This window comes from Mesorhizobium sp. M5C.F.Ca.ET.164.01.1.1 (genome assembly GCF_004792125.1).
Lineage (GTDB): Bacteria > Pseudomonadota > Alphaproteobacteria > Rhizobiales > Rhizobiaceae > Mesorhizobium > Mesorhizobium wenxiniae.
On record NZ_SRTG01000001.1, the window covers coordinates 3137699 to 3161893 of the forward strand.

General features: G+C 63.6%; 25 protein-coding genes. 10 read left to right on the forward strand and 15 right to left on the reverse strand.

All coding sequences use genetic code 11. The features are described from left to right. Nucleotides 1–39 precede the first annotated feature (39 nt). From hutH to EN807_RS15585, 13 genes are all read right to left on the reverse strand, one after another. On the reverse strand, nucleotides 40–1521 hold the full coding sequence (gene hutH / locus EN807_RS15525; protein WP_135935554.1) for a histidine ammonia-lyase: 1482 nt from the start codon (nucleotides 1519–1521) through the stop codon (nucleotides 40–42). Continuing rightward, nucleotides 1518–2519, reverse strand: coding sequence for an ornithine cyclodeaminase family protein (locus EN807_RS15530; protein WP_135935555.1), 1002 nt, complete (start codon nucleotides 2517–2519; stop codon nucleotides 1518–1520). The genes hutH and EN807_RS15530 overlap by 4 nt, the downstream gene beginning before the upstream one ends. A 476-nt stretch (nucleotides 2520–2995) precedes the next feature. Continuing rightward, nucleotides 2996–3883: an amidohydrolase gene (locus EN807_RS15535; RefSeq protein WP_189522472.1), complete on the reverse strand. Its 888-nt coding sequence runs from the start codon at nucleotides 3881–3883 to the stop codon at nucleotides 2996–2998. Further along, entirely contained in the window at nucleotides 3883–5064 is a 1182-nt protein-coding gene (locus tag EN807_RS15540) for a VWA domain-containing protein (RefSeq protein ID WP_135935557.1), read from the reverse strand. Before EN807_RS15540 ends, EN807_RS15535 begins: the two co-directional genes overlap by 1 nt. Before the next feature lie 83 nt (nucleotides 5065–5147). Continuing rightward, nucleotides 5148–6029 (reverse strand): MoxR family ATPase, encoded by an 882-nt coding sequence (locus EN807_RS15545; protein ID WP_135935558.1) that lies wholly within the window; start codon nucleotides 6027–6029, stop codon nucleotides 5148–5150. Between the two features lie 9 nt (nucleotides 6030–6038). Continuing rightward, nucleotides 6039–7049, reverse strand: a complete 1011-nt coding sequence (locus tag EN807_RS37430; protein WP_135935559.1) for a molybdopterin cofactor-binding domain-containing protein — start codon at nucleotides 7047–7049, stop codon at nucleotides 6039–6041. A 1-nt stretch (nucleotide 7050) separates the two neighbouring features. Further along, nucleotides 7051–8418, reverse strand: a complete 1368-nt coding sequence (locus tag EN807_RS37435) for a xanthine dehydrogenase family protein molybdopterin-binding subunit (RefSeq protein ID WP_135935560.1) — start codon at nucleotides 8416–8418, stop codon at nucleotides 7051–7053. Nucleotides 8419–8432: 14 nt separating this feature from the next. After that, on the reverse strand, nucleotides 8433–8915 hold the full coding sequence (locus EN807_RS15560; protein ID WP_135935561.1) for a (2Fe-2S)-binding protein: 483 nt from the start codon (nucleotides 8913–8915) through the stop codon (nucleotides 8433–8435). Nucleotides 8916–8964: 49 nt separating this feature from the next. Beyond that, nucleotides 8965–9756, reverse strand: coding sequence for an FAD binding domain-containing protein (locus EN807_RS15565; protein ID WP_135935562.1), 792 nt, complete (start codon nucleotides 9754–9756; stop codon nucleotides 8965–8967). Nucleotides 9757–9772: 16 nt separating this feature from the next. Then, nucleotides 9773–10216, reverse strand: coding sequence for an SRPBCC family protein (locus EN807_RS15570; RefSeq protein WP_135935563.1), 444 nt, complete (start codon nucleotides 10214–10216; stop codon nucleotides 9773–9775). Nucleotides 10217–10331: 115 nt separating this feature from the next. Then, the gene (locus EN807_RS15575; RefSeq protein WP_127314963.1) at nucleotides 10332–11159 is read right to left on the reverse strand and encodes an AraC family transcriptional regulator; all 828 of its coding nucleotides are present in this window, start codon (nucleotides 11157–11159) and stop codon (nucleotides 10332–10334) included. 176 nt (nucleotides 11160–11335) lie between these two features. Next, nucleotides 11336–12334, reverse strand: coding sequence for an ABC transporter permease (locus tag EN807_RS15580; protein WP_127314962.1), 999 nt, complete (start codon nucleotides 12332–12334; stop codon nucleotides 11336–11338). A 38-nt stretch (nucleotides 12335–12372) separates the two neighbouring features. Further along, on the reverse strand, nucleotides 12373–13113 hold the full coding sequence (locus EN807_RS15585) for an ATP-binding cassette domain-containing protein (protein WP_029351636.1): 741 nt from the start codon (nucleotides 13111–13113) through the stop codon (nucleotides 12373–12375). Nucleotides 13114–13540: 427 nt separating this feature from the next. On the opposite strand from EN807_RS15585, the gene EN807_RS15590 reads away from it, so the two are divergent. Both EN807_RS15590 and EN807_RS15595 read left to right on the forward strand, forming a co-directional pair. Further along, a complete protein-coding gene (locus EN807_RS15590; RefSeq protein ID WP_135935564.1) occupies nucleotides 13541–14530 on the forward strand; it encodes a sugar-binding protein in 990 nt (329 codons plus the stop codon). Between the two features lie 135 nt (nucleotides 14531–14665). After that, a complete protein-coding gene (locus tag EN807_RS15595; protein WP_135935565.1) occupies nucleotides 14666–15445 on the forward strand; it encodes a FadR/GntR family transcriptional regulator in 780 nt (259 codons plus the stop codon). 157 nt (nucleotides 15446–15602) lie between these two features. Here the strand turns inward: EN807_RS15595 and EN807_RS15600 are convergent, their stop codons facing one another. Then, nucleotides 15603–16541: an NAD(P)-dependent oxidoreductase gene (locus EN807_RS15600; protein WP_135935566.1), complete on the reverse strand. Its 939-nt coding sequence runs from the start codon at nucleotides 16539–16541 to the stop codon at nucleotides 15603–15605. Between the two features lie 156 nt (nucleotides 16542–16697). On the opposite strand from EN807_RS15600, the gene EN807_RS15605 reads away from it, so the two are divergent. Together EN807_RS15605 and EN807_RS15610 are read left to right on the forward strand one after the other, a co-directional pair. After that, nucleotides 16698–17594: an NAD(P)-dependent oxidoreductase gene (locus tag EN807_RS15605; protein ID WP_135935567.1), complete on the forward strand. Its 897-nt coding sequence runs from the start codon at nucleotides 16698–16700 to the stop codon at nucleotides 17592–17594. Nucleotides 17595–17697: 103 nt separating this feature from the next. After that, nucleotides 17698–18474 carry a FadR/GntR family transcriptional regulator gene (locus EN807_RS15610; protein ID WP_135935568.1) on the forward strand — a complete coding sequence of 259 codons (777 nt, stop codon included), beginning with the start codon at nucleotides 17698–17700 and terminating at the stop codon, nucleotides 18472–18474. Between the two features lie 9 nt (nucleotides 18475–18483). Here the strand turns inward: EN807_RS15610 and EN807_RS15615 are convergent, their stop codons facing one another. Continuing rightward, nucleotides 18484–18771 (reverse strand): DUF3175 domain-containing protein, encoded by a 288-nt coding sequence (locus EN807_RS15615; protein WP_127314957.1) that lies wholly within the window; start codon nucleotides 18769–18771, stop codon nucleotides 18484–18486. A gap of 236 nt (nucleotides 18772–19007) precedes the next feature. Between EN807_RS15615 and EN807_RS15620 the strand changes: the two genes are divergently transcribed. From EN807_RS15620 to EN807_RS15645, 6 genes are all read left to right on the forward strand, one after another. Further along, entirely contained in the window at nucleotides 19008–20180 is a 1173-nt protein-coding gene (locus EN807_RS15620; protein WP_135935896.1) for an MFS transporter, read from the forward strand. 189 nt (nucleotides 20181–20369) lie between these two features. Next, nucleotides 20370–20693 carry a metalloregulator ArsR/SmtB family transcription factor gene (locus EN807_RS15625; protein ID WP_135935569.1) on the forward strand — a complete coding sequence of 108 codons (324 nt, stop codon included), beginning with the start codon at nucleotides 20370–20372 and terminating at the stop codon, nucleotides 20691–20693. Next, nucleotides 20690–21100, forward strand: coding sequence for an SRPBCC domain-containing protein (locus tag EN807_RS15630; RefSeq protein ID WP_135935570.1), 411 nt, complete (start codon nucleotides 20690–20692; stop codon nucleotides 21098–21100). Before EN807_RS15625 ends, EN807_RS15630 begins: the two co-directional genes overlap by 4 nt. Nucleotides 21101–21221: 121 nt before the next feature. Further along, the gene (locus EN807_RS15635) at nucleotides 21222–21443 is read left to right on the forward strand and encodes a hypothetical protein (protein WP_135935897.1); all 222 of its coding nucleotides are present in this window, start codon (nucleotides 21222–21224) and stop codon (nucleotides 21441–21443) included. A 234-nt stretch (nucleotides 21444–21677) separates the two neighbouring features. Continuing rightward, the gene (locus tag EN807_RS15640) at nucleotides 21678–22706 is read left to right on the forward strand and encodes a LacI family DNA-binding transcriptional regulator (protein ID WP_135935571.1); all 1029 of its coding nucleotides are present in this window, start codon (nucleotides 21678–21680) and stop codon (nucleotides 22704–22706) included. Nucleotides 22707–23014: 308 nt separating this feature from the next. Further along, on the forward strand, nucleotides 23015–24139 hold the full coding sequence (locus EN807_RS15645) for a sugar ABC transporter substrate-binding protein (RefSeq protein ID WP_135935572.1): 1125 nt from the start codon (nucleotides 23015–23017) through the stop codon (nucleotides 24137–24139). Nucleotides 24140–24195: the final 56 nt, after the last annotated feature.

Below are 24195 nucleotides of genomic sequence, written 5' to 3' on the forward strand. Positions count from 1 at the left end.
CTCGACAACATCGTCAGCCGGCAAATGCGACGGCCGGCGCTATGGCAGCCATGTTCCGGTAGCCAGCGCAGCGTAAAGCGCCTCCGCGTCAATACCTAGCGCTCTGTCTTCCTTGAGCGGCGCGACGAGGGCACGCACGGCTGCGTGAATTCCCGCTGTGCCCGGGGCCAGCGTCAGCCCGTCGCGCAAGTCTACGGCCTGTGCGGCCGCCATCAGTTCGAAGGCGATCAGTCGCTGCCACAGTACGATCATGTCGCCGCATTTCGAAACGGCCAGCGGAGCTTGCGTCGCATGGTCCTCGACACCCTCCGAGACCGGCAGGAAGTCGAGCATCACCGGGTTGGCCTTGTGGCGGATGGCGGCGAGAATGGCGGTCACTGTCTTTTGCAGCGGCACGAAGCCAGCCGAAGCGCCGCCGACCGGCGACAGGTATTTGGGCAGGCCGTTGCGGCCTGAGCTGGTGAGCTGGATGAAGCGGGCAGTACAAGCAGCCGCACATTGAGCGATGGCAAGGCCAAGCGTCTCGAAGGCAAGCGACAGCGACGGGGTGTGGAAATTGCCGGTCGACAGCACCATGGCGTCGTCGCCCAGCACCAGCGGGTTGTCGGCGGCGGCGTTGAGCTCGATCTCGACGGCTTGCCTGGCCTGATCGATTGCCTGTAGCAGCGCGCCATGGATCGACGGCATGCAGCGGATCGATAGGGGGTCCTGCAAGGTGGCCGGTGCCGGCGTCTCGTCGCGTGCCAGCAGATCGCGCAAGCCCTTTGCAGCCTGCTGCTGGCCAGCGGCCGGTCGCGCTGCCTGCAAGCGCGGATCGAGGATCGTCTGGTTGGCGCCGATACCTTCGATGGTCAGCGCACCCGCCTGCTGCTGTTGTGCGAAGGCGGACAATGCGTTGGCCACCGCTAGCGCCCCGCTGCCGGCGGACACCGCCGAGGCGCTAATCAGCGACAGCCCGTCCTTGGGAGCGAGGCTGACGGAGGCGAGGCGCGCCATTGCCAGCGCCTTGGCCGCCGGCATGCGGCGGCCTTGAAAGTCGGCTTCGCCGTCGCCGGTCAGCATGCGGCCGAGCGTTGCCATCAGCACCAGGTCGCTGTCGCCGATCGAGCCCAGCGACGGCATCACCGGATGCACGCCGGCATTGAGCGCGTCGATGAGTGCGACGAAGACCTCCAACGAAATGCCCGAACCGCCGGCCGAAAACATCGCCGCGCGGGCAAGCATCGTCGCGCGCACGATGTCTTGCGGCAGCGCGTCTCCCACCGCGCCGCTCCGGCCTTCCAGCAACTGGCGCTGGAAGGCGCTGGCGTCGCCGCTGACCGATACGCCGAGATTGGCGCCGAGCCCGGTGTTGAGCCCATAGATCGGCTGACCAGAAGCGGCGGCGCGGTCGAGCACCTTGCGCGCTCTGTCCAGCCTGTCGATGACAATGGATGCCACTTCCACCTTGCGTCCGTCGCGGGCAACCGCCGCGACATCCTCGACGCTAACGCCGGCTCCGGTGAGGACGAGCGCACTCATGCGAAACGCAGCCGCTGGCCGATGCCTTGCGCCTGCGCCTTGGCCAGCATCGCCTTACCCAGCGCGATATCGGAGAGCGACAGGCCGCGATGCCAGAACAGGATCGTTTCGTCGTCGCTCTGGCGCCCCGGCTTGAGGCCGGCGGCGATCTGGCCAAGTTCGGCGTGCAGCGTCTGCTCGCTCAGGCGTCCGGTCTCGACATGGGCGCGCAGCGAGCCGAATTTGCCGCCCTTGCACTGGCCCCAATCGTCGACGACGATCTTTGCCATGATGTCGGTCAACGACAGCTCCACCGCGCTCATCGTGCCGTAGGGCATCACCAGCCCGCCGGGCTTGATCCATGCGGTCTTCAGCAGCGGCTGCGGCTCCGGCAGCCGCGAGGCCTCGACGACGATGTCGGCGCCCTCGACGCAAGCGCGCCAGTCGGCGACCGCCGTGACCTTCTTGCCGAGATCGGCGGACAGCTTGGCGGCAAAGCTGTCGCGACTTTCCGGCCGGCGCGAATGCACGCGGATCTCGTCGAAGTCGAAGAGATGGTCGAGGAGGCGCACGTTCCAGTAGGCCGTGCCGCGCGCGCCGACATGGCCGAGAACCTTCGACGTTTTTTTCGCCAGATGTTTCGCGCCGATGGCGGTGACGGCACCGGTGCGCATGTCGGTGATCACGGTGGCGTCGAGGATGGCGCGCGGCGTGCCGGTGCGCGGATCGAACAGGTTGAGAATGCCGAATTCTGAAGGCAGGCCGTGCAGGTAGTTGTCCACATAATCTCCGACGATCTTGACTCCCGCCGCATCGAGCGGCGCGACGTAGCCGCGCAGGACGTTGAAATGGCCGTTGAAGGACGGGTCCGGCTCGAGATGGACGCGCGGCTCGATCACGGTCTGGCCGTTGCCCTGCGCCACCAGCCCGGCCTCGACCGCTTCGACGATTTCCGCGTCTGTCATATCAAGCGTTTCAATGTCGAGGGCGTTCAGATAGTCGATGTAGATGGGCTTCATGCGCAGATTGGTCCTGATGAAGAGGGGTTCTGGTCAGAAGAGGCGAAACGAAATCGCGAAGTGTCAAAGGCTGGTTCGATGGGGCCAGTCATCGCATAACAGGTCGCGATACGACACGAAAGTTTGTTGGTCCATGTCCTAGACGGTGCCGCCAAAATGCTGTTCAGACCGAAGCGTCTTCGATTTGCCGGACAATTGCCTGGTTCTCAGTGGCCGGGAAAAACTTTCTCGCACAGTTCTGCGCATGACCGCTATTCCCGAAAACAAAGCCTTGCCCGAACCGCTACGGCAGGCGCGGGGGCGCTGATCGTCGCCGTCGCCTTCTTCATGCAGCTTCTGGATTCGACGATCATCGCCTATGGCGTCTGTCCTGTGTCGGTGACAAAGAAAAACTATTTGCGCAGCCGTGCATTAGCGACGTCTGTTCGCACGAAGAATCAAACGTTTGACGTGAAGGAGCAAAGGGAAACGCCGCGCTACACCGGCCGATATACCTTCTCCGCCGTACTCCAGAAGATGTCGGCCTCTGCCGCCCCGCCATGTCTGCCCACCGCGTCGCGGTGCGCGTTGATCAGTTCGGCGTGGCTGGTCCATAGCTTTTCGATCGGGAAGTTCGAGCCGAACATCAGATGGTCGCTGCCGAGGATGTCGATCACGTTGTCGACGATATAGGCGACCAGCGCCGGGTCGTTGCGGTGGACGAAGGTGCCGAGGCCGGACAACTTGGCATAGAGGTTGGGCGCCGCCGACAGCGTGCGCAGCCCGGCCTTCCACGCCTCGGTCGTCTCCGGCTCCATGCCGGTCAGCATGCCGGCATGGGTCAGGACGAAATTGGTCTCAGGATTCTCGCAGACAAGCGTCAGCCCGTCCTTCATCTGGGCGGGGAAAAGCTGCAGATCGAAGGACAGGCCGTAGTCTTTCAGCCGCGCCACATTGGCCCGCACTTTCGGGTCGATCACCTGATCCGGTGCTGCGGCGAAGCGGAAGGCCGGCGTTTCGTGCCAGTGCAGCTGCATGCGCACACCGCGCAGCAGGGGGTACTTGATCAGCCGGTCGATCTGGGGCCTGATATCGTCCACTGTCATGTCGGCATAGCCGACGATGGCATGCGGCCAGCCGGTCTCGTCGGCTGTCTTCTGCAGGAAGGCGACCTCGGTCTCGAAATCCTCCTTGGCCCAGTTGGTCTGGACATAGACCGCCTTCTCGACGCCTGAGCCTTGCTGATCGGCCAGGAATTCCTCGATCGGATAGTCGCGGCGGATCGGTTCATAGGGTCCGAAGATCCGCGGCACCATCGGGCCGACCAGCCATGGCTGGTCCTTTTGGCGCCAGATGTGGAAGTGTGCGTCGATCGCCTTCTGCATCATGATACCCTTTTCCAGATGGCTGAGGCCGCCGGGGCAGGGCGGGCTAGCGACAGGATGAAATCGGTTAGATCGGCGATCGATGAGCCATCGACCAGATCGTCGAGCACAGGCAGGATGGCGCGAAGCGCTGCCGTGGCCGGCTGGAAACGCGGATCGCCGGCCAGCGGTGTCGCCAGCGAAAGCCGGAAGGCGCGGGCACTCAGCCGGCGCATCGCCGTTTCCAGCTCGGCATGGTCGCCGCGCTCCAGCGCATCCGACAGGATGATGACCGCCGCCCCGCGCGCGAAAGCGGAAAAGCGCGGCACCGACAGGAAGGCGAGCAGCGTCGGCCCCATGCGGGTGCCGCCATCCCAGTCGTCGACCAGTGCTGCCACGTGGGCTAGCGCCTGGTCGCGGTCGCGTATGCGCAACGCCGTCGTGATGCGGTTCAGCCGCGTGCCGAAGGTGAAAATTTCCGCCCGGTCCGCGCCTTGCACCGCGGCGTGCGCCAGTTTGAGATAGTCCGATGTATGCAGCTTCATCGAGCCCGAGACGTCGATCAGGATCAGCAGCTTGCGCGGCACGGTCTGCCGGCGGCGCAGCAACGGCGAGGGGACATCGCCATCGGCGCTAACGATTTCGCGGAGTGAACGGCGCAGATCGAGCTTGCCACGCACGTGCGTGCGCACGGTGCGAAAGGAGCGGCGGGCGGGCAAAGCGGTAGCGAGCTTGCGGCGGAAGGCGGCAAGCCCGTCGCCGTCGCGCCGGAAGTCGCGGGCGCTCAACTGTTCGGCGCCAGACGATAGCTCGCCGCCTTCCTCCTGGTGCGCCACCTCGATCTCTTCATCGCTGGTGCCGCCGTCGTCCTTGATGCGGGTTTCCTCGTCGGCCTCGCCCTCGACCACGGCCGCGGTGTTGCCGTAAAAATGGCTTTGGAAATGCGCCTCGAATTCGTCGCGGCGGTCCGGCGGCGGCGCCAGCGTGGCAAGCGCGGCTTCGTGGATATCGACCATCGAGCGCGGGCCAAGCAGCGTCACCGCCTGCATGAAGCCGGAGATTTGCTCTGGAGCGATCAAAAAGCCGAAGCGGCGCAGCAGCCGGCCAAAGCCGAGGAGAGGTGCAGCCGCCCGCGGCAAGGTCTCCTCTCCCCGTTCACGGGGAGAGGATGCCGGCAGGCAGGTGAGGGGCGGCGTCGACATTCGCGTTTGGCGCTGCCCCTCATCCGCCCCTTCGGGGCACCTTCTCCCCGTGAACGGGGCGAAGGGGTCGTTGACGCCACCCGTCACGCCAGTGCCTCCTCGACGATCCGGCCAAGCTCGGGGGCGATATAGGACAGGTCTTCCTCGTCCTTGATCAGCACGCCAATGGCGCGGCGGAACGCTTCCGGCCAAGGAGTGCCGCCCTTTTCGAGGATCGTCGCGGCGTTCGCCCATTCGACCGCTTCGGCGATGCCCGGCGGTTTGGCCAGCGGGCGGGCGCGGATATCGTGCACGGCAGAAGCCACCGCACGCGCCGTGGCCTCTGCGACGTCACCGGCACGGAGCATGATGATGGCGGCCTCGCGCTCGGCGTCAGGATAGGTGATCCAGTGATAGACGCAGCGGCGGCGCAGCGCCTCGGCCAACTCGCGCGTGCGGTTCGAAGTCAGGATGACGATCGGCTGCGCCTTGGCACGGATGGTGCCGCGCTCGGGAATGCTGATCTGGAAATCGGAAAGGAATTCCAAGAGCAGCGCTTCGAACTCATGATCCGAACGGTCAATCTCGTCGACCAGCAGCACGCGCTTTTCCGGGGCCTTCAGCACCTGCAGCAGCGGCCGCGCGATCAGGAAACGGTCGTCATAGATGTCGACCTCATGCTCGCCGGCGTGGCGGATGGCGAGCAGCTGGCGCTGATAGTTCCATTCGTAGAGCGCATGCGCGGCGTCGATGCCCTCATAGCATTGCAACCGCACCAGATCGCGCCCGAGCAGTTCGGCTGTCGCCTTCGCCGCCTCGGTCTTGCCGACGCCGGGCGCGCCTTCGAGCAGCAACGGCTTGCCCAGCCTTATCGCCAGGAAGACGGCAGTCGCCAGGCTTTCATCGGCCAGATAGTGCGAGGCGGCGAGGTGCGACGCCACCGCCTCCGGCGAGGTCGCGACAGTCTCGGCGCTTCTCTTGGGCATTTCCAGCACTCAGTTCGCGGCGCCGGCTTGCGCCTTCAGCGCGCGCAGGATGCGTTCCGGCGTGATCGGCAGCGCGTCGATGCGCACGCCGACTGCGTCGAAGACGGCATTGGCGACCGCAGGGATTTGGGGGTTGGCGCACATTTCGCCCGGCCCCTTGGCGCCGTACGGGCCGTCGGCCGATGGCCGTTCCAGCACGATGATCTCGGTTTGCGCAAGATCGCCCGGTCCCGGCATCAGATACTGGTTGAAGTCGATGCCGCCATGATCGCGATTGGGATAATATGGTTCGGTCGTCTCGTAGAGCGCATGGCTGATGCCCATCCACGAGCCGCCGACGAGCTGCTGCTCGACCATTTTCGGGTTCAGCGCGCGGCCGATCTCGAAGACGTTCTTGACGGTCAGCACGGTGACCTCGCCGGTCTCGTCGTCGACCTCGACCTCTGCCACCGTGCAGGCGTGGGCGTAGCAGGTCGACGGCTTCATCGCGCCGGTTTCTTTCTCGGGATAGGAGCGGGGGATCAAAAACATGCCGCGACCGGAAATCGAGCGGCCGCGCTTGAAGTGAGCCGACAGCGCGACATCGAAGATCGAAATCGATCTTTGCGGCGCGCCCTTGACCAGGATGTTGCCTTGGCCGTCGGTCTCGAGGTCCGACGCATTCACTTCCAATTCCTCGGCCGCCACTTCCAGCATCACCTGGCGGGCTTCCCTGGCCGCCTGGATAACGGCGTTGCCGGCGCGGTGGGTGCCGCGCGAGGCGAAGGTGCCCATGCAGTGCGGGCCGGTGTCGGTGTCGGCGGTATCGACGACGACGCGGTCGGTCGGCACGCCGATCGTCTCGGCGCAGATCTGCGCCATGATCTGCTTCATGCCCTGGCCGAGATCGACGCTCGACAGCGTCACCATGAAATTGCCGGTCGGTGTCGAATGGACCAGCGCCTGGGTCGGGTCGCCGCCGAGATTCATGCCGGTTGGATAGTTGATCGCGGCGACGCCGCGTCCACGCCTGATCGCCATCTCAAGCTCCCTTCGCGTAGGACGACATCGCCATGAACTTCTCCGCCACCGGCCAGTTGGCGGCGCGCGAGGCTTCCTGCATGCACTCGATCAGCGCAGCGCCCTCGGTCGGCTGGCGGTGTGCCTTCATGTCGCCGTCGCGATAGGCGTTAATGAAGCGGAATTCGAGCGGATCCATGCCGATCAGCCGGGCGAGCTTGTCCATCTGCACCTCCAGCGCGAAATCGCCGATGGTGACGCCGAAGCCGCGCATGGCGGAGGAGGGCGTGCGGTTGGTGTAGACGCAGTAGGTGTCGATCCAGACATTCGGGATCGTATAGGGGCCGGGATAGTGGCCAGCGCCTTTCTGCGAGCCATAGGGCGAGTGGCGCGAATAGGCGCCGGCATCGGTGTAGCCGGTGACCTTGCGGGCGACGATACGGCCGTCCTTCATGACGCCGTCCTTGATGACGACCTTTTCGGCGGCGCGCGGCGAGGAGATCTGCATCTCCTCCTCGCGGCTGTAGATGAAGGAGACCGGCCGCCCGGTCAGCTTGGCGCCGAGGATGGCGATCGGCTCGACGATGACGTCGACCTTGCCGCCAAAACCGCCGCCGACGGTGCCGCCGACGAAATGCAGCCTGTTGCCAGGCATCTGCAGGATGATCGAGGCGTTGTCGAGGGTGAAGAACATCGCCTGCGTGTTGGTGTAGCAGGTGAAGCGGTCATTGCCCTCCGGCGCGACGATACAGCCGGTCGTCTCGGTCGGCGCGTGTTCGATCGGCGAGGATTGGTAGGTCTGTTCGAGCACGTGATCGGCCCCGGCGAAGCCGGCCTCGACATCGCCGAAGCGCACCTTGCGGCATTCGCCGCTGTCATAGAGGTAATAGTTCCGGCCGTGATATTCGTTCACTATCGGCGCGCCGGGCTTCAGCGCCTCCGCCATGTCGAAGACTGCCGGCAGCACCTCGTAATCGACCTTGACCTTGGCCGCCGCTTCCTGCGCGGCACGCTCGGTCTCGGCCAGCACCGCCACCACGGCCTCGCCTTTCCAGCGCACCTTGCCGTCGGCCAGAACCGTCTCGTCTTCCGGCCCGATCTGGATCAGGATCAGGATGGTGTAGACATTGTGCGGCACATCCTTGGCGGTCAGCACCTTGACGACGCCCGGATGTTTCTCGGCCTCTGAAGTGTCGATGCTGCTGATGCGGGCGTGATGATGCGGGCTGCGCACCATCTTCAGATGCAGCATGCCGGGAAAATTGCGGTCGGCGAAATAGGCGGTCTTGCCGGTGACGTGACTGGGGGAATCCGAGCGCGGCCTGGGCTGGCCGATCTCGTGCAGATCGTCCTTGCGCTGGTCGGCGAAGTAGCTCTTGCGGAGTTCCATCTTTTTGACTCCCCTCAAGCCGCGTTCTGCGAATTGGATCGCGCGGCGGTCAGCACAGCCTGGATGATCGGCTCGTAGCCGGTGCAGCGGCAGATATTGCCCGACAGCGCCTCGACCACCTCGTCGCGGCTGGGGTTCGGCGTGTGGTCGAGCAGCACCTTGGCGGCCATGATCATGCCCGTCGTGCAGAAGCCGCATTGGGTGGCGAAGGCGTCGAGGAAGGCCCGCTGCAGCGGATGCAGAACGCCGCCTTCCGAAAGCCCCGATGTCGTGGTGATGGCCGCACCGTTGCAGGTTTCGGCCAGCGTCAGGCAGGAGAGCCGGAGCTCACCGTCGATGATGACCGAGCAGGCGCCGCATGTGCCTTGATGGCAGCCGCCTTTCGGTGAGGTGTCGCCGATCTTGTCGCGCAGTGCGTTGAGCAGCGTCGTGCCGCTATCGATGAATTCGGCCTTCTCCGCGCCGTTGAGCGTGAGCTGAACCGGGACCTTTGCCATGTTTCCTCCTTGCGCGCCTGCTCCCGGGCAAGCGCGCTCCCTGGATGTTTCAGCCGAGTAGCAGCCGGCCGAGATGGACCGGCAGGACTTCGTTGCGATACCAGGCACTGGCGATCGGATCGGTAACAGGCGAGGTGCCGTCGCCGGCCGCAGCAAGCGCCGGCGCGATGCCATCGCAGGTGAGCGTCCTGCCGAACAGCGCCTTCTCCGCCGCCGTCGCACGCATCGGCCGGTCGGCCATGCAGCCAAGCGATATCCGTGCCGAAGACACGGTTCCGTCCGGTGCCTGTTCCAACACGGCGGCGATGCTCAGCACCGAGACGCCCTTCGGCTTGATCCTCGACACTTTCAAGAAGCGAAAGCCTTCCGCCGGAAGCGTAAATCCAACTGCGGTGATGATGGCGTGGTTGCTTTCGCGTTTTGCCAGGAAGGTTTCGATCGGTAGCTCGCCGTCGTCGATATTAACGGTTGCGTCCAGTGCCAGCAGCGCCACGGTGAAGTCGCCATAGGGCGCCGGGGCGAAGAGATTGCCGCCGACGGTCGCCATGTTGCGGATCGCCGGGCCGCCGACGGCGCGCGCCGCGTGGCTGAGGGAAGACAGATCCGGGTGACGGGCGATCGCCGCCATGGTCACTGAAGCGCCGATGCGGACCTTGCCGCCGGAAACGGTGATCGCCGACAGCGCCGGGTCGGTCGACCTGATTAGGCTGGAGACCGAGACATCGCCTTCATTGGCGGCGCGCACGACCAGCGTGCCGCCGCCGAGATATCGGGTACCGGCGGCTTTCAGCGCCGCATTCGCGTCCTTGAGCGTCGAGAAAGTCTGCAGTGCAAGCGCCATGGAACGGTCCCTTTGCTCAACTTTGGCCAGCGAAATGACTTTTCAAAGCGTTGAAGCCGCCTTGGAAGACGTTGTCGCCCATGCCCTCGGCCAGCTTGTCGGCTTCTTCCGGGGGAGCGTCGAAGCTGGCGGTCCATTCGGCATAGGTGCGGTCGCCATCGGTCACCCGCCGCAGCTGCAGCGTCGCCTTGTGGTTGGTCAGCGGCTGCGGTGTCTCCAGGATGGAGTAGCTGACGAGGAAATTGCCGTCGGAGAAGTCGAGCAGCTTTTCGCGGATGCGGGCGCCGCTGGCGAGCTGAAAGTTGCGCACGCAGCCGATCGTGCCGGGATCCTTGCCGTCCTCGATATGGCTTTCGACCATACGCGGATGCCAGCTCGGCAGGCCGTTGAAGTCGCGTATGCGCGCCCAAACCTTTTCGACGGGCGCGTCGATGACGCTGGAGATGGTAACTTTCGCCATATGGTCGTTCCCTTGCAAGCATGTATGTCGCGAGGGTAGGACGGCGGGCCCGGCGGCGCTTATCAATACGTCTTGAACGCCTATCAAATAGTCTGAAAAACGGCTGCCAGGCGGCTCAGGAAATGGCCCGCGCCGCCTCGCGATAGAGTGTCGGCGGAACGCCGACATGATCGCGGAAGAAGCGTGAGAAATTGCCCTGGGTGGTGAAGCCGAGATTGCAGGCGACCGAGATCAGCGGCTCCTGCGACCACTGCAACTGCCGCACGGCTTCCTCCATGCGCAGCGTGTTCCAGTAGACGTTGGGCGTCAGATTGGTCTGCTCCTTGAACAGCGCGAAGAAATGCGGCCGCGAAAGGCCGACGCTGCGTGCCACATCGTCGAAGCAGATACGCTCGCAGACATTGGCCTTCATCAGCTGGATCGCCTTGCGGACACGGAAATCCTGCATGGTGTGGACGCGGGCGCGTGCTACTTGCGGTGCCGAGGCGTCGGCGGCGTCGAGCACGCTGTCGATGAAGCGCTCGATCTCGTAATTGGCGATGTCGTCGATGCTCTCATTGTCGCTGAGATGGTCGAGAAGGTTGGCTGCCGCCTTGTACAGCCAGGGCTCCAGCGTGATCGCCGGTGCTGAAAATAGCGGCGCGGAAGACGGCAGGTCGCGACGCCGGCGCGCCCAGTCCGGATCGATGTAGAAGGCGAGGAACAAGCCGGGCCGGCCGTCGCTGGACAAAGCGTGGCTGTGCGGCTGGAAGGAATTGATGCCGGCGGCGGTGCCGGGCCCAAGCCGCACCGTTTCGCGACCGATGGTCATCTCGCCGGCCGTGCCTTCCAGCCAGATGATGATATGCGCCTCGACATGGGCATGGGTGACGAAGTCGCTGGCGACGTTCAGGACAGAGACATGTCCGAACCGGCCCCAGTAGAGCCTGATCGCTTCCGTCATGGGTATATCCTCCCGCAGGCGACTGGCCTCCCTTCGCCTGCAATTGGGATAGTGCGGCTCAGTCCGGGCCTGCGTCAAGGCACATGCGCACGCCTGGGGCCCGTCATGGGCCGTACCGGCCGATTTTCAGACTGAGCGATAGCAAGGGAAACGAATAGCGTTCGTCACCCCCCGGTCTATTCGTTGCGCCTGAAATTGCGGAGCCGGTCGAACAGGACCGCCAGCAGAATGGCGCCGCCGATGAACACGCCTTGCCAGAAGGCATTGATGCCGAGCAGGCCGAGACTGTTGCGGATCACTTCGATCAGCGCCGCGCCAACGACGGCGCCAAAGGCCGTGCCCATGCCGCCGGCCAGGTTGGCGCCACCGATGACGGTCGCGGCGATGACCTGAAGCTCCATGCCGTTGCCGAGATTGGTGGTGACGGCGCCAAGCCAGCCGGTCTGGATGATGCCGGCGATACCGGCCGCCAGCGCCGAGATCATATAGACCGCGACCTTGATCTGGCGCACCGGAACGCCGGTCAGCGTCGCCGCATGCTCGTTGCCGCCGATGGCGAAGATGTGCCGGCCGAATTTCGTCCAGCGCAGGACGAAGCCGGTGATCAGTGCCAGCACGATCGTGTAGAGCACCGGATTGGCGATGCCGAACACAAAGGCGCCGCCGCCCAGCGCCAGAAGCTTGTCGTGATCCGGCCCGAACTGGAAGACGACGGTGTTGTTGGAGGCGACCATGGCAAGGCTGCGCGCAATCGACAGCATGCCGAGCGTCACCACGAAGGGCGGAAAGCCGAGATAGGCTATCAAGATACCGTTGAAGGCGCCGATGATCAGCGCTGTCGCGATTGCAGCGGCAATGCCGATCTCGATGCCGTAGCCGGCATGCATGGTCACCGCCAGCACCATCGAACACAGGCAAAGCACCGAACCGACCGAAAGGTCGATGCCGCCGGTGATGATGACGAAGGTCATGCCCAGCGCGACGATGGCGACGAAGGTGACGTTACGGGTGATGTTGTAGAGGTTCTTCGTCGTGGCGAAGGAATCCGTGGCGACGGACAGGAACAGACAGGCGAGGATGACCGCGATCACCACCCAGAAAGTCTGGCTGGCAAACACCCTGGTCAGCAAAGTGTGCTGTTTCTGCGCGATCGTCTGGTCAAGAGTTACTGCCATCGTCGACCTTTATCTGCTTGCGTGGTGAACCGCTGACATCAAACCTGTTCGATGGCGCCGGTGATGAGCCCGGTGACTTCCTCGGGCGAACTCGACGCGATCGTCTTGTCGGCAACCTTGCGGCCGCGCCGCATCACGATGACGCGGTCGGCCACGTCAAAGACGTCGGGCATGCGGTGACTGATCAGCACGACCGCTATGCCCTGGTCGCGCAAATGGCGGATCAGGTTCAGCACCTCGGCGACCTGGCGAACCGAGATCGCCGCCGTCGGCTCGTCCATCAGCACGATCTTGGCTTGCGAAAGCATGGTGCGGGCGATCGCCACCGCTTGCCGCTGGCCGCCCGACATCTGCTTGACCAAGTCGCGCGGGCGGGTTTCGGATTTCAGCACGGCAAAAATCTGGCCGGCGCGCTTGTACATCGCGGCATAGTCGAGGATGCGAAACGGCCCGACGCCGCGGCGCAGCTCGCGCCCGAGATAGACGTTGGCGGCGGCCGTCAGATTGTTGCACAGCGCCAGATCCTGATGGACGATCTCGATGCCGTGCTGGCGCGCCTCCACCGGCTTGTGCAGGATCAGCTCCTTGCCGTCCATCTGCATCGTGCCGTGGCTCGGGCGGAAATTGCCGGCGATCATCTTGACCAGCGTCGACTTGCCGGCGCCGTTATCGCCCATCAGGCCGACCACCTGTCCGGCCTCGATCGACAGCGAAACGTCGTTGACGGCCTGGATGGCGCCGAAATGTTTCGAGATGTTGGCGAGTTCGAGAACCGACACCAGACTGCTTCCTCCCCGTGCTTCCGGCCAGCGGTTCTGCCGCTGCCTCGCTCTTCCCAGCTCCTCCCGGGAGCAGCGCTTTCGCCCATTTACGCACATGCCCCCTTGCCGTCAACAGCGGCTTCTTTCGAAAAATCCGTTTTGTAGGACAAATAGCAATTGACGTTGGTCGCAAGCCGATATTAGCTAAGCGTCGGAGGAGATTATGCCGATCTCCTGTTCCGGTGCGCCGGCGGAATCGGCGGAGGGTTTATCGGTCGAGGATCTGGCAGCGTCCGTACCGCGCTGGTCTGCGGCTGCATCTGGAAATACTTATCGGCCCGGCTTGGCGACAAGAGCGCTCGCGAAACGAACCTCTGTCATCGCGCATCCGGGCTGGTCTGTGTGGCGGGCACGCCGTGTCCGTCTGTTTCAAGGGAGGACTGAAATGAGGAAATCACTATTGCTCGCTGCCGTCGCCATGCTGGCGTTGGGCGCCGGGCCGGCTATGGCCAAGAAACAGCTCGTCATCGTGGTGAAGGGGCTCGACAATCCGTTCTTCGAGGCCATCAACCAGGGTTGCCAGAAATGGAACTCGGAAAACGCCAACTCGGAGTATGAATGCTTCTACACCGGCCCGGCGTCGACCTCGGATGAGGCCGGCGAAGCCCAGATCGTTCAGGACATGCTGAGCAAGCCGGACACAGTGGCGATGGCCATTTCGCCGTCCAACGCGCCGCTGATCGCGCAAACGATCAAAAGCGCCAATCCGTCGATCCCGATCATGACGCTCGACGCCGACCTCAGCAAGGAAGATGCGGCGCTGCGCAAGACCTATCTCGGCACCGACAACTACCTGATGGGCTACAAGATCGGTGAGTACATCAAGAAGGGCAAGCCGGAGGGTGGCAAGATCTGCACCATTGAGGGCAATCCGGCGGCTGACAATATCCTGCGGCGCGCCCAGGGCATGCGCGACGCGCTTTCCGGCCAGAAGGATCTCCCGGCGCTCGCCGGCGAGGGCGGCTGGACCGAGGTCGCCGGCTGCCCGGTGTTCACCAATGACGACGGCGCCAAGGGCGTGCAGGCGATGACCGATATCCTCGCCGCCAATCCCGATCTCGACGCTTTCGGCATCATGGGCGGCTGGCCGCTGTTCGGCGCGCCGCAGCCCTATCGCGACTTGTTCAAGCCGATGGCCGATAAGATCGCCAAGAACGAGTTCGTCATCGGTGCGGCCGATACGATCGGTGACGAGGTGGCCATTGCCAAGGAGGGTCTGGTGACCGCACTGGTCGGCCAGCGGCCGTTCGAGATGGGCTACAAGGCACCTTCGGTGATGATCGACCTGATCGAAGGCAAGCCCGTCGCCGATCCGGTCTTCACCGGTCTCGACGAGTGCACCAAGGACACGGTCGATACCTGCATCCAGAAGTAGGTTCGCAGTTTTCGGGGCGTCCGATCGACGGACGCCCCGTCACACCGGTTCACGAAAACGTACGAGGTGACAGTGCTGGGGCGATAAGCTCCTGCTTTGTCGCGCCTTGAGTTCAGCCTGTGCCGGGGAACATGGATGTCGGACGCAAGAACGAGGAAGCGACCCACCAACGTCAAGGCACCGGCTGCCCGTCCGGCCAGCGCGCGCCGTGCCGACGCGGCGCTGATCCCCGGATCGAGCGTGCATGCGTCGCTGGCCAACGAGATCGGCCTCAGGATCGTGCGCGGCGACTATCCGCCGGGAGCCATCCTGCCCAACGAGGCCAAATGGTCCGAGACCTTCAACGTCAGCCGCTCGGCGGTTCGCGAGGCGATCAAGATGCTGATGGCCAAGAGCCTGCTGGCTTCACGCCCCAAGATCGGCAGCTGGGTCGAGCCGAAGGAGCGCTGGAACCTGCTCGATCGCGACGTGCTGGCCTGGTACGCGACGTCGCCCGACCGCGAAGTGTTCCTCAGAACCGTGCAGGAGTTCCGTCATATTATCGAGCCGGAAGCCAGCGCCTTTGCCGCGATCCGGCGTAGCGACGAGCAGATGGCCGAGATCAGCCAGGCCTGCCGTGAGATGGGGGAGGCGGCGACGCTGCCCGAGCGCACCCGCGCCGACACGCGTTTTCATCTCGCCATCCTGCGGGCCTCGGGCAACGACCTCCTGGTACCGCTCGGCGTGCTGATCGAATCGGCGCTCGACCACCTCTTCGTTTTTGTCACGCGCGAAACCAGCGACCAGCCTCGGGCGCAGGCGCTGCATGAGGCGATCGAGAAGAACATCCGGCTCCAGCGGCCGGCTGCAGCCCGTACCGCAGTGCACAGACTGCTCGCCAATACCGACGACGTTATCGGGCGGTCGCGGCGCTGATTCATGCCCAACGTTGGCGCTGCCCCTTATCCGGCTGCCGCCGGGGAGAAGGGTCTGGCCGCAAACAGTCGGCGAATGCGTCCTTCTCCCCGTCACTATACCGGGAGAAGTGCCCGGTAGCGGTGCCAGGCTTGATCAAAAACGGCGGGCGGCAGCCTCAAGTCGTCTGTTTCTTCCCATCTTTCGTCGGTGTCAGGTCGACGCCGTTGACCTTGCCGATATGCGTCGCCAGCATCGGCACATATTGATCGGCCGGCCCAGCGGCGAATGCGCCGGCGAATGCGTTCTTCGTGGCATTGCCAAGCGGGTTGGCGATGCCGGCAGCACCCGCCATCGATTCGAGATAGGTGAGGTCCTTGAAGGCGTTGGCGATGGTGAATTTGTGCGCATCGCGGTCGCCTTCCAGCGTCCAGCGCATGAAGGTCTGGTAGAAGCCGCAATCCATGCGGCCGTTGCGGATGACGCTGTCGAAACGCGGCGGCGAGATGCCGACCTTCTCAGCCAGCGCCAGCGCCTCGGAATAGATCGCCGCATAACCCAGCGAAATAAAATTGTTGAGCAGCTTCATGCGGTGGCCGTCGCCGGTGTCGCCGATATGGACGATACGTCCGGCCCAGGTGTCGAGCACCGGCTTTAGCCGGGCAAAGACCGCGTCCGACGCGCCGACCATGGCGTCGAGCGTGCCTTCCCACGCCTCCTTCGGCGTGCGGCTCAGCGGGGCATCGACATAGTCGACGCCGAGCGGCTTGAGTTCGGCGGCAAGCGTTACCGTCGAGGTGGGATCCGAGGTCGAGCAATCGACGACCGCCGAACCCTTCTTCAGGCCTTCTTTGAGGCCGCCTGGCCCGCGGATGATAGCTTCAACCTCGCGCGAGCCGGTGACGCAGATGAAGACGATATCAGATGCCGCCGCAACGTCGCGCGAGGTCGCGGCTTCCTTCGCACCCCGGCCGAGCAGGTCTTCCGCCGGAGCACGGTTCTTTCGCCCGAGAAACGTCAGGGAATAGCCCTTATCGATGATGTTCTTCGCGATCCCGTGCCCCATCAAGCCAAGTCCGATGAAGCCGATCTTTTCGCTCGCGGCAGTCGTGTTCATGTCGTGTCGTCCTGTGTTGCTGATATCCGATGACGGCGCTGCACTTTGGCAGGCGAATTGTTGAAGCGGGTTTTTGCCGCAGGCGGTTGGCAGGCGATTGCGGAATGCCATATTGTCTGACAATACACATGAATTCCAGGGAATGTGGAGAGCAAAATGACGAAGCGGATCATGTTTACCGGCGGCAGCGGCAAGGCCGGGCGTCATGTCGTGCAGTATCTGGTCGAGCAGGGATGCCAGGTGCTCAACATCGACACCAAGCCGCTCGACAATCCCAAGGTGCGCACGCTGATCACCGACATCACCGACAGCGGGCAGGTGTTCAATGCGCTGTCGAGCTATATGGGCCTGCATGAATTCGACCCGTCGCTGCGCGCGCAGCCGGTCGATGCTGTGGTGCACTTCGCGGCAGTCCCGCGCATCATGATCACGCCCGACAACGAGGTGTTCCGCATCAACGCTCTCGGCACCTACAATGTCATTGAGGCGGCAGTGAAGCTCGGCATCCGCAAGGTGGTGATCGCTTCCAGCGAGACGACCTATGGGCTGGTCTTCGCCAACGAGCCGCGCGATCCGACACATTTCCCGCTTGACGAGGCGTACGATGTCGATCCGATGGATAGCTACGCGCTGTCGAAGATCGTCAACGAGAAGACGGCGCGCGCCTTCGCGCTGCGCAGCGGCATGGACATCTATGCCTTGCGCATCGGCAACGTCATCGAGCCACATGAATATTCGCTGTTCCCGAAATGGTTCGCCGATCCGGGTTTCCGCAAGCGGATCGCCTGGAGCTACATCGACGCGCGCGACCTCGGCCAGATCACGCTGTGCGCCATCGAAAAGGACGGGCTCGGCTATCAGGTGTTCAACGCCGCCAATGACGACACCTCGTCCGATCTGCCGACGGCTGAACTCTTGAAGCGGTTTTATCCCGGCGTGCCGGTCAAGGTTGAGCTCGGCGAATACGAGACGCTGCTTTCGAACCGCAAGGCGCGGGATGTGCTCGGGTTCCGCCCGGAACACAGCTGGCGGAAATACGTCAAGGCGGCATGACGGGGTCGATGCATCCGGACTGATCTGTGCAAGGCGGCCGGGTTTCCAACCCGGCGCCTTTTCCCGTGCTTGACAGCTTTCGGAATCCGGACTTTGTGAGCACATGCGGGACGGCAAGCCGAATAAGGGAAAAACACGGGCCAAGGCGGCGGCCGCCGAGCGCGCGGCAGTCGTTCGCCGTGCCGATGCGGCGCGGATGCCTGGATCGAGCGTGCATGCGTCGCTGGCCAATGAGATTGGTCTCAGGATCGTGCGCGGCGACTATCCGCCGGGCACCATCCTGCCCAATGAAGCGAAATGGTCGGAGACCTTCGACGTCAGTCGCTCGGCGGTGCGCGAAGCGATCAAGATGCTGATGGCCAAGAGCCTGCTGGCCTCGCGCCCGAAGATCGGCAGCTGGGTCGAACCAAAAGAGCGCTGGAACCTGCTCGATCGCGACGTGCTGGCCTGGTACGCGACATCGCCCGACCGCGAGGTGTTCCTGAAAACGGTGCAGGAATTCCGCCACATCATCGAGCCGGAAGCGACCGCCTTTGCCGCGATGCGGCGCACAGACGAGCAGATGGCCGAGATCAGCCAAGCCTGCCGGGAGATGGGCCAAGCGACGACGCTGCAGGAGCGCACACGTGCCGACACCCGTTTTCACCTCGCCATCCTGCGCGCCTCGGGCAACGACCTCCTTGTGCCGCTCGGCGTGCTGATCGAATCGGCATTCGATCATCTGTTCGCCTATACGACGCGGGAACTGGACGATTTGCAGCACGCCCAGAAGCTGCACGAGGCGATCGAAAGGAACATCCGCCTGCAGCGGCCGGATGCGGCGCGCAACGCGGTCCGCAAGCTGTTGGCCAACACCGACGGCGTCATCAAGTCGAGGTAATTCGATCCTCTAATCTTCTCTCGGGCGACCAAAGGCGGCGCGCAGTTCGTCCTTGGCATCCTCCAGCACTTTCTTCTGCTTGGCCGGCAGGTTCTTGCCGGCACGGTTGATGTAGAAATTCAGCATCGACATGGCAGACTGGAACGGCTCGGCCTTGCGCCGGTCGCTGTGCTCGGCCGATCGCTTCAGCGAGGCTGCGATCTTCTTGGGGTCGTGTGATTCGAAGATATGTTCCTCGAGGTCCAGCGCATCGCTGTGCTCGGTCACCTCGGCCGACCATTTCCTTTTCGCGGTCATAACAAACTCCTTCCATTGGTGCGTTGATGGAAAACTCCGGGACGGCAGCCCCTGTTCCACCTCAGCTTACATCCCTGGAACCACGGATTTGAGGGATGTGGCGCTGCACGGCGTCGCCAATGTGCCGGTAGTGATGTCGAACCGGTCGATTTCGCAGAACCCCGACAGGAAACGCCTTGACCACAACCGTCTCCAGCCAGGCAAGCAGCCCCGGCATCGACAGCGCCTATGCCTGGATGCGGCTCGGCATTTCGGTGCTGCTGGCGACCATCGGCGGCGTCGGCATGTGGGCGGTGGTCGTGGTGCTGCCCGCCGTGCAGGCCGAATTCGGCGTCGATCGCGCCGCCGCGTCGATGCCCTATACCGCGACCATGGTCGGCTTCGCAGCCGGAAATGTGCTGGTCGGCCGCGCCATCGACCGCATGGGCTACTGGATCCCGGCGCTCATTGCCTCGGTGGCGCTCGGCGCCGGTTTCCTGCTGGCGTCGCTGACCACTTCGATCCTGCAGTTCACCCTTGTCCAGGGGCTTTTGATCGGCGTCGGCACGTCGGCGATTTTCGGGCCGCTGATCGCCGACATCTCGCACTGGTTCAACCGCCGCCGCGGCGTCGCGGTGACGGCTGCCGCCGCCGGCAACTATCTCGCCGGGGCGATCTGGCCGTTGGCGATGCCCTTTGTCATGCAGGCCGAAGGCTGGCGTTTCACCTATGCCGCGATCGGCATCGTCTGCCTCGCGACCATGGTACCGCTGATCCTGCTGCTCAGGCGTGGCGCACCACGTGCCGCCGCTCCCGGTTCGCCCGGCAGCCGGCCCGTCCAGCCGATCTCATTGTCACCGGCAGCCCTGCAGGTGCTGCTCGTCGTCGCCGGCCTTGGCTGCTGCGTGGCGATGTCGATGCCTCAGGTCCATATCGTCGCCTATTGCATGGACCTCGGCTACGGCGTTGCGCGAGGCGCCGACATGCTGTCGATCATGCTGGCGGCGGGAGTCGTCAGCCGGCTGGCGTCCGGTTTGCTTGCCGATCGCATTGGCGGCGTGAAAACCCTGCTGATCGGCTCGGTGCTGCAAGCCCTGTCGCTGTTGTTCTATATCCCCTTCGACGGGCTCGCGTCGCTTTACGTCGTCTCGCTGGTTTTCGGCCTGTCGCAGGGCGGCATCGTGCCTTGCTATGCCATCATCGTGCGCGAATATATGCCCGCCAAAGAGGCCGGCCAACGCGTCGGCATCGTCATGATGGCGACTATCTTCGGCATGGCGGTCGGCGGCTGGATGTCGGGCTGGATCTACGATCTGACCGGCTCCTACGCCGCCGCATTCCTCAACGGCATTGCCTGGAACCTGCTGAACATAGCGGCCATGGTGCTGCTGCTGTGGAAGGCGCGGCGCAGCGCCGCGGCGATGGCCTGAGCACTGACCCCGCTGGCGGGTGGTGTCCGAGTTTGCTCACGACCCCGAGCGGAATGACATTGCGCAATCGTTGGTAGCAAGACCGGCGGTGGCTCCTGTGCCGCGGATGCCGGTCCATGTTCCTGCTTGACTTATACATATCTCGGCGGTTATTGGATTTATCAAATAGCCAGCGAGTTATCGATTGCCATGTCGCAGCCCCACGAGATCCTCTTCAGAACGCTTGCCGATCCGACCCGACGGGCCATTTTCGAGCGACTGTGTCGCTACGGAGACCAGACAGTCGCGGCCCTGACCGCTCGGGCCGGGGTGTCGCAACCGGCCGTGTCAAAGCATCTTGGGGTCCTGAAGCAGGCCGGGTTGGTGCGCGACCGCCACGAAGGCCGCAACACGCACTATAGCGCGGAGCTCGGCGCCTTGGCGCCGCTGATCGACTGGACAAACCAAATGGCTGGGTTCTGGCAAAGCCGGTTCGACAACCTCGAAGATTTGCTCAAAAGGATGGACCAATGACCAATACTGAGACCGAAACGCGCGCCGTCATTGTCGAACGGGAGGTCGCTTTTCCGCCGGAAAAGATCTGGCGCGCGCTCACGCAATCACACCTGATCGAGGAGTGGCTGATGAAGAACGATTTCAAGCCAGACGAGGGGCACCGTTTCAATCTCAGTGCAGATTGGGGGGCGGTCGACTGCCAGGTCCAGGCAGTCGAACCCAACAAGACGCTGTCTTACACGTGGGATACCAAGGATCTCAAAAGTGTCGTCACGTGGACGCTCACCCCTACGAGCACGGGGACCCATCTGCGCATGGAGCAGTTGGGCTTCCGGCCGGATCAGCATCAGTACTACCAGGGTGCCCAATATGGGTGGCAGCGGTTCTTTGCGAACCTGGAGCAGGTCCTGGCGCGGATAGAGTAAGGCGTGCCGGCGCCAACGGGCAATGGCCAACAAGACGTCATCAAATCAAACAAGCTTGCAAGAAGGCTGGCGCCAAGCGGGTCGCCCGATCCGCTTCAGCTCGTCTTCAGAGGAGGTGCTCATGAACCGGAACACGTGGATTCGGCAACTCCACCGCTGGTTGTCGATCATTTTTACGGCGGTCGTCGCTGCCATCTTCATCACCTTGGGCGTAGGTGTCGAGTCCGCCTACTGGGTGTACCTCATGCCGCTGATCCCGATCGCCTTGCTCATGCTCAGCGGTCTCTACTTGTTCGCGTTGCCGTATGCCACGAGGTGGCGCAGCGGACGACGCACGGCATAGAAGCCTGAGCACGGTGGACGACAAGACGCCCGCTCACCACCCACAGCCGAAATTCAAACTGTGGCGCTACCCGAGTTCGGGTAGCTGTCCTGGCCGGTTAGCTTGACAATGGGGTAAGGCTGCGCGACGCCAGACGGGTGCGGCAAGTCGGGTTGGCATGGCGATAGTGGCAAAGACGCTGAACAGCATTTCGTGGCCGCGCTTCGGCGAAGGCGACGCGGTCGGGACAAGGCTGTGACCAAACCGCGCTCGCGCCGCGGCGGCGGCCGTCCGACGATCGCCGATGTCGCGCGTAAGGCCGGTGTCGGCGCCATCACGGTTTCCCGCGCCTTGCGCGAGCCAGGGCGTGTTTCGGAAGATCTGCGCCGCCAGATCCAGGCGGCTGTCGATGAGCTCGGCTATCTGCCCGACCCGAATGCGCGGGCGCTGGCTTCGGCGCGCGCCGAGGTCTTTGGCGTGCTGGTGCCGTCGCTCACCAACAGCGTCTTTGCCGAAGTGCTGCGCGGCATCTATGACAGCCTGTCCGACAGTTCCTACCGTATCCAGCTCGGCAATACCCATTATTCCGGCCTCGAGGAGGAACGACTGCTGCAGGTGTTCGGCCCGCAGCGCCCGGCGGCGCTGATCGTGGCGGGCATCGACCAGACGCCAACGTCGCGAAGACTGCTCGAGACGGCCGGCTGCCCGGTGGTACAGGTCATGGAGACCGGGCCCGATCCGGTTGACATGATGGTCGGCTTCTCGCATTTCGACGGCGGCAAGGCGGCGACGGAGCACATGATCGAAATGGGCTATCGCCGCATCGGCTTCATCGGCGCGCGCATGGACCCGCGCTCGCAGCGTCGTCTGGCAGGGTATCGCGCGGCGATGGAGGCGGCCAGTCTGTTCGACGCGCGGCTGATCACCACCACGCCGGTGCCGTCCAGCGTGACTCTCGGCCGCGAACTGTTTCGTGACGCGCTGGCCAAGGTGCCGATGCTCGACGGGGTTTTCTGCAACAATGACGACATTGCGCTCGGCGTACTGTTCGAGTGCCACCGCGCCTCGATCGCCGTGCCGAAGACGATCGGCATCACAGGCTTCAACGATCTCGACATGATGGAAGTGGCTTTTCCATCGGTCACCAGCATCCGGACGCCTCGCTACGAGATCGGCCGGCTGTCTGTCGCCATGGCGCTCGGGGCGATTGCAGGCAAGCGGCCGCAAGTGCCGGTCGTCGATCTCGGCTTCGAACTCAAGTGCCGCGAGAGCACTGCCCGCTAAAGGCACTGCCCGTTGAAGCGCTTTGCAGGCATCGCGAAATGCCGCTTTACACCGCGTCATGGTAGCGCTACCATTTATCTCTGGGCGAAAACTCGCCAAAAGATCGGAGTCTGTTTATTATACATAAGCGACAGGTAATGCTTGTTTATTATGTATAATATGATAGTTTTTCCTCCGGTTTACTGATTGACGAGGGAGGAGATCGGGTCGGCATTGGCCACCTGAAAGCGCGTAGGCAAGGCGGGAGGTGCCGGGCCGGACGCGAGACGCGTAAGAACGATCAGAAACTGCAACTGGGAGGAATATCGATGATCAAGTCACTCGTTGGTGGCATCGTTGCCGCCACTGCATTCGTTATGCTGAGTTCGTCGGCGCTCGCCGAAGCCGAAATCGTCAAAGGCCCGTCCGCCGAGCCGGACTGCTTCGCGCCGTGGGCGGCCGACACGCAGTTCTTCAAGTTTCCCAAGAAGGAAGGCCCGTACCGCATCGCGCTCGCCAATGGCTACATCGCAAACACCTGGCGCATCCAGATGGTGCAGACGGCGAAGGCCTATGCGGCGCAGCCGGAGGTCGCGGCGAAACTGAAGGAATTCAAGGTCGTCTCGACCGGCGAAGACGTGCCGGCGCAGATTTCGGCGATCAACAACTTCATCGATTCCGGCTATGACGCGATCGTCGTCAACGCGCAGAATCCGACGGCGTTCGGACCGGTCATCAAGCGCGCCAAGGAAGCCGGCGTCGTGCTGGTCGCCTTCGACAACATTCTCGACACCAAGGACGCCATCAACGTCAATGTCGATCAGAAAGGCCTTGGCGAGTTGTGGGCCAACTGGCTGATCAAGCATATTCCCAATGGTGGCAAGATCCTCGAAGTGCGCGGCGTTGCCGGCACCTCGGTCGACACCGACCGCCATAACGGCATCCACGAGGTCCTCGATGCTTCCGGCAAGAAGTGGGAGGTCACCGAAGTCATCGGCAAATGGGACGATGGCGTGGCGCAAAAGGCCTCGGCCGACGCGATCGCCACCAACGGCCCCTTCGACGGCGTCACCGGGCAGGGCGGCGACACCGGCATCGTCCAGGCGATGATCGACGCCAAGCATCCGTTCGTGCCGTTCGGCGGCGAAACGGAGAACGGCTTCCGCAAATTCTGCGCCAAGTTTGCCGCAGACGGGCTGAAATGTTCGTCGGCCGGAACCGGCCCCGCACAGGTGGCGGTCGCCATCAAGACGGCAATCGCAGCGCTCGAAGGCCAGGTCGTCCCGCAAGCGGTGAAGCTGCCGCTGGCGATCGTCGAGGATCCGAACTTCAAAGAAGGCGAGGACTATTTCCCCGACCAGTCCGACAATTTCTTCGTCGGCAACTCTTTCCCGACCTGCGGCATCAATTTCACGGCGCAGGAAATCATGGGCCAGAGCAAGGAAAACCAATAGACTGACCGCTCGGCGCCGCGGGATAATCCCGCGGCGCCGGTCCCGAAGAACAAGCG

Bases quoted from the DNA above. Each gene is read 5' to 3' on its own strand.
- hutH (WP_135935554.1), bottom strand. From the start codon at position 1,521: ATGAGTGCGCTCGTCCTCACCGGAGCCGGCGTTAGCGTCGAGGATGTC.
- EN807_RS15530 (WP_135935555.1), bottom strand. From the start codon at position 2,519: ATGAAGCCCATCTACATCGACTATCTGAACGCCCTCGACATTGAAACG.
- EN807_RS15535 (WP_189522472.1), bottom strand. From the start codon at position 3,883: ATGCAGAAGGCGATCGACGCACACTTCCACATCTGGCGCCAAAAGGAC.
- EN807_RS15540 (WP_135935557.1), bottom strand. From the start codon at position 5,064: ATGTCGACGCCGCCCCTCACCTGCCTGCCGGCATCCTCTCCCCGTGAA.
- EN807_RS15545 (WP_135935558.1), bottom strand. From the start codon at position 6,029: ATGCCCAAGAGAAGCGCCGAGACTGTCGCGACCTCGCCGGAGGCGGTG.
- EN807_RS37430 (WP_135935559.1), bottom strand. From the start codon at position 7,049: ATGGCGATCAGGCGTGGACGCGGCGTCGCCGCGATCAACTATCCAACC.
- EN807_RS37435 (WP_135935560.1), bottom strand. From the start codon at position 8,418: ATGGAACTCCGCAAGAGCTACTTCGCCGACCAGCGCAAGGACGATCTG.
- EN807_RS15560 (WP_135935561.1), bottom strand. From the start codon at position 8,915: ATGGCAAAGGTCCCGGTTCAGCTCACGCTCAACGGCGCGGAGAAGGCC.
- EN807_RS15565 (WP_135935562.1), bottom strand. From the start codon at position 9,756: ATGGCGCTTGCACTGCAGACTTTCTCGACGCTCAAGGACGCGAATGCG.
- EN807_RS15570 (WP_135935563.1), bottom strand. From the start codon at position 10,216: ATGGCGAAAGTTACCATCTCCAGCGTCATCGACGCGCCCGTCGAAAAG.
- EN807_RS15575 (WP_127314963.1), bottom strand. From the start codon at position 11,159: ATGACGGAAGCGATCAGGCTCTACTGGGGCCGGTTCGGACATGTCTCT.
- EN807_RS15580 (WP_127314962.1), bottom strand. From the start codon at position 12,334: ATGGCAGTAACTCTTGACCAGACGATCGCGCAGAAACAGCACACTTTG.
- EN807_RS15590 (WP_135935564.1), top strand. From the start codon at position 13,541: ATGAGGAAATCACTATTGCTCGCTGCCGTCGCCATGCTGGCGTTGGGC.
- EN807_RS15595 (WP_135935565.1), top strand. From the start codon at position 14,666: ATGTCGGACGCAAGAACGAGGAAGCGACCCACCAACGTCAAGGCACCG.
- EN807_RS15600 (WP_135935566.1), bottom strand. From the start codon at position 16,541: ATGAACACGACTGCCGCGAGCGAAAAGATCGGCTTCATCGGACTTGGC.
- EN807_RS15605 (WP_135935567.1), top strand. From the start codon at position 16,698: ATGACGAAGCGGATCATGTTTACCGGCGGCAGCGGCAAGGCCGGGCGT.
- EN807_RS15610 (WP_135935568.1), top strand. From the start codon at position 17,698: ATGCGGGACGGCAAGCCGAATAAGGGAAAAACACGGGCCAAGGCGGCG.
- EN807_RS15615 (WP_127314957.1), bottom strand. From the start codon at position 18,771: ATGACCGCGAAAAGGAAATGGTCGGCCGAGGTGACCGAGCACAGCGAT.
- EN807_RS15620 (WP_135935896.1), top strand. From the start codon at position 19,008: ATGCGGCTCGGCATTTCGGTGCTGCTGGCGACCATCGGCGGCGTCGGC.
- EN807_RS15625 (WP_135935569.1), top strand. From the start codon at position 20,370: ATGTCGCAGCCCCACGAGATCCTCTTCAGAACGCTTGCCGATCCGACC.
- EN807_RS15630 (WP_135935570.1), top strand. From the start codon at position 20,690: ATGACCAATACTGAGACCGAAACGCGCGCCGTCATTGTCGAACGGGAG.
- EN807_RS15635 (WP_135935897.1), top strand. From the start codon at position 21,222: ATGAACCGGAACACGTGGATTCGGCAACTCCACCGCTGGTTGTCGATC.
- EN807_RS15645 (WP_135935572.1), top strand. From the start codon at position 23,015: ATGATCAAGTCACTCGTTGGTGGCATCGTTGCCGCCACTGCATTCGTT.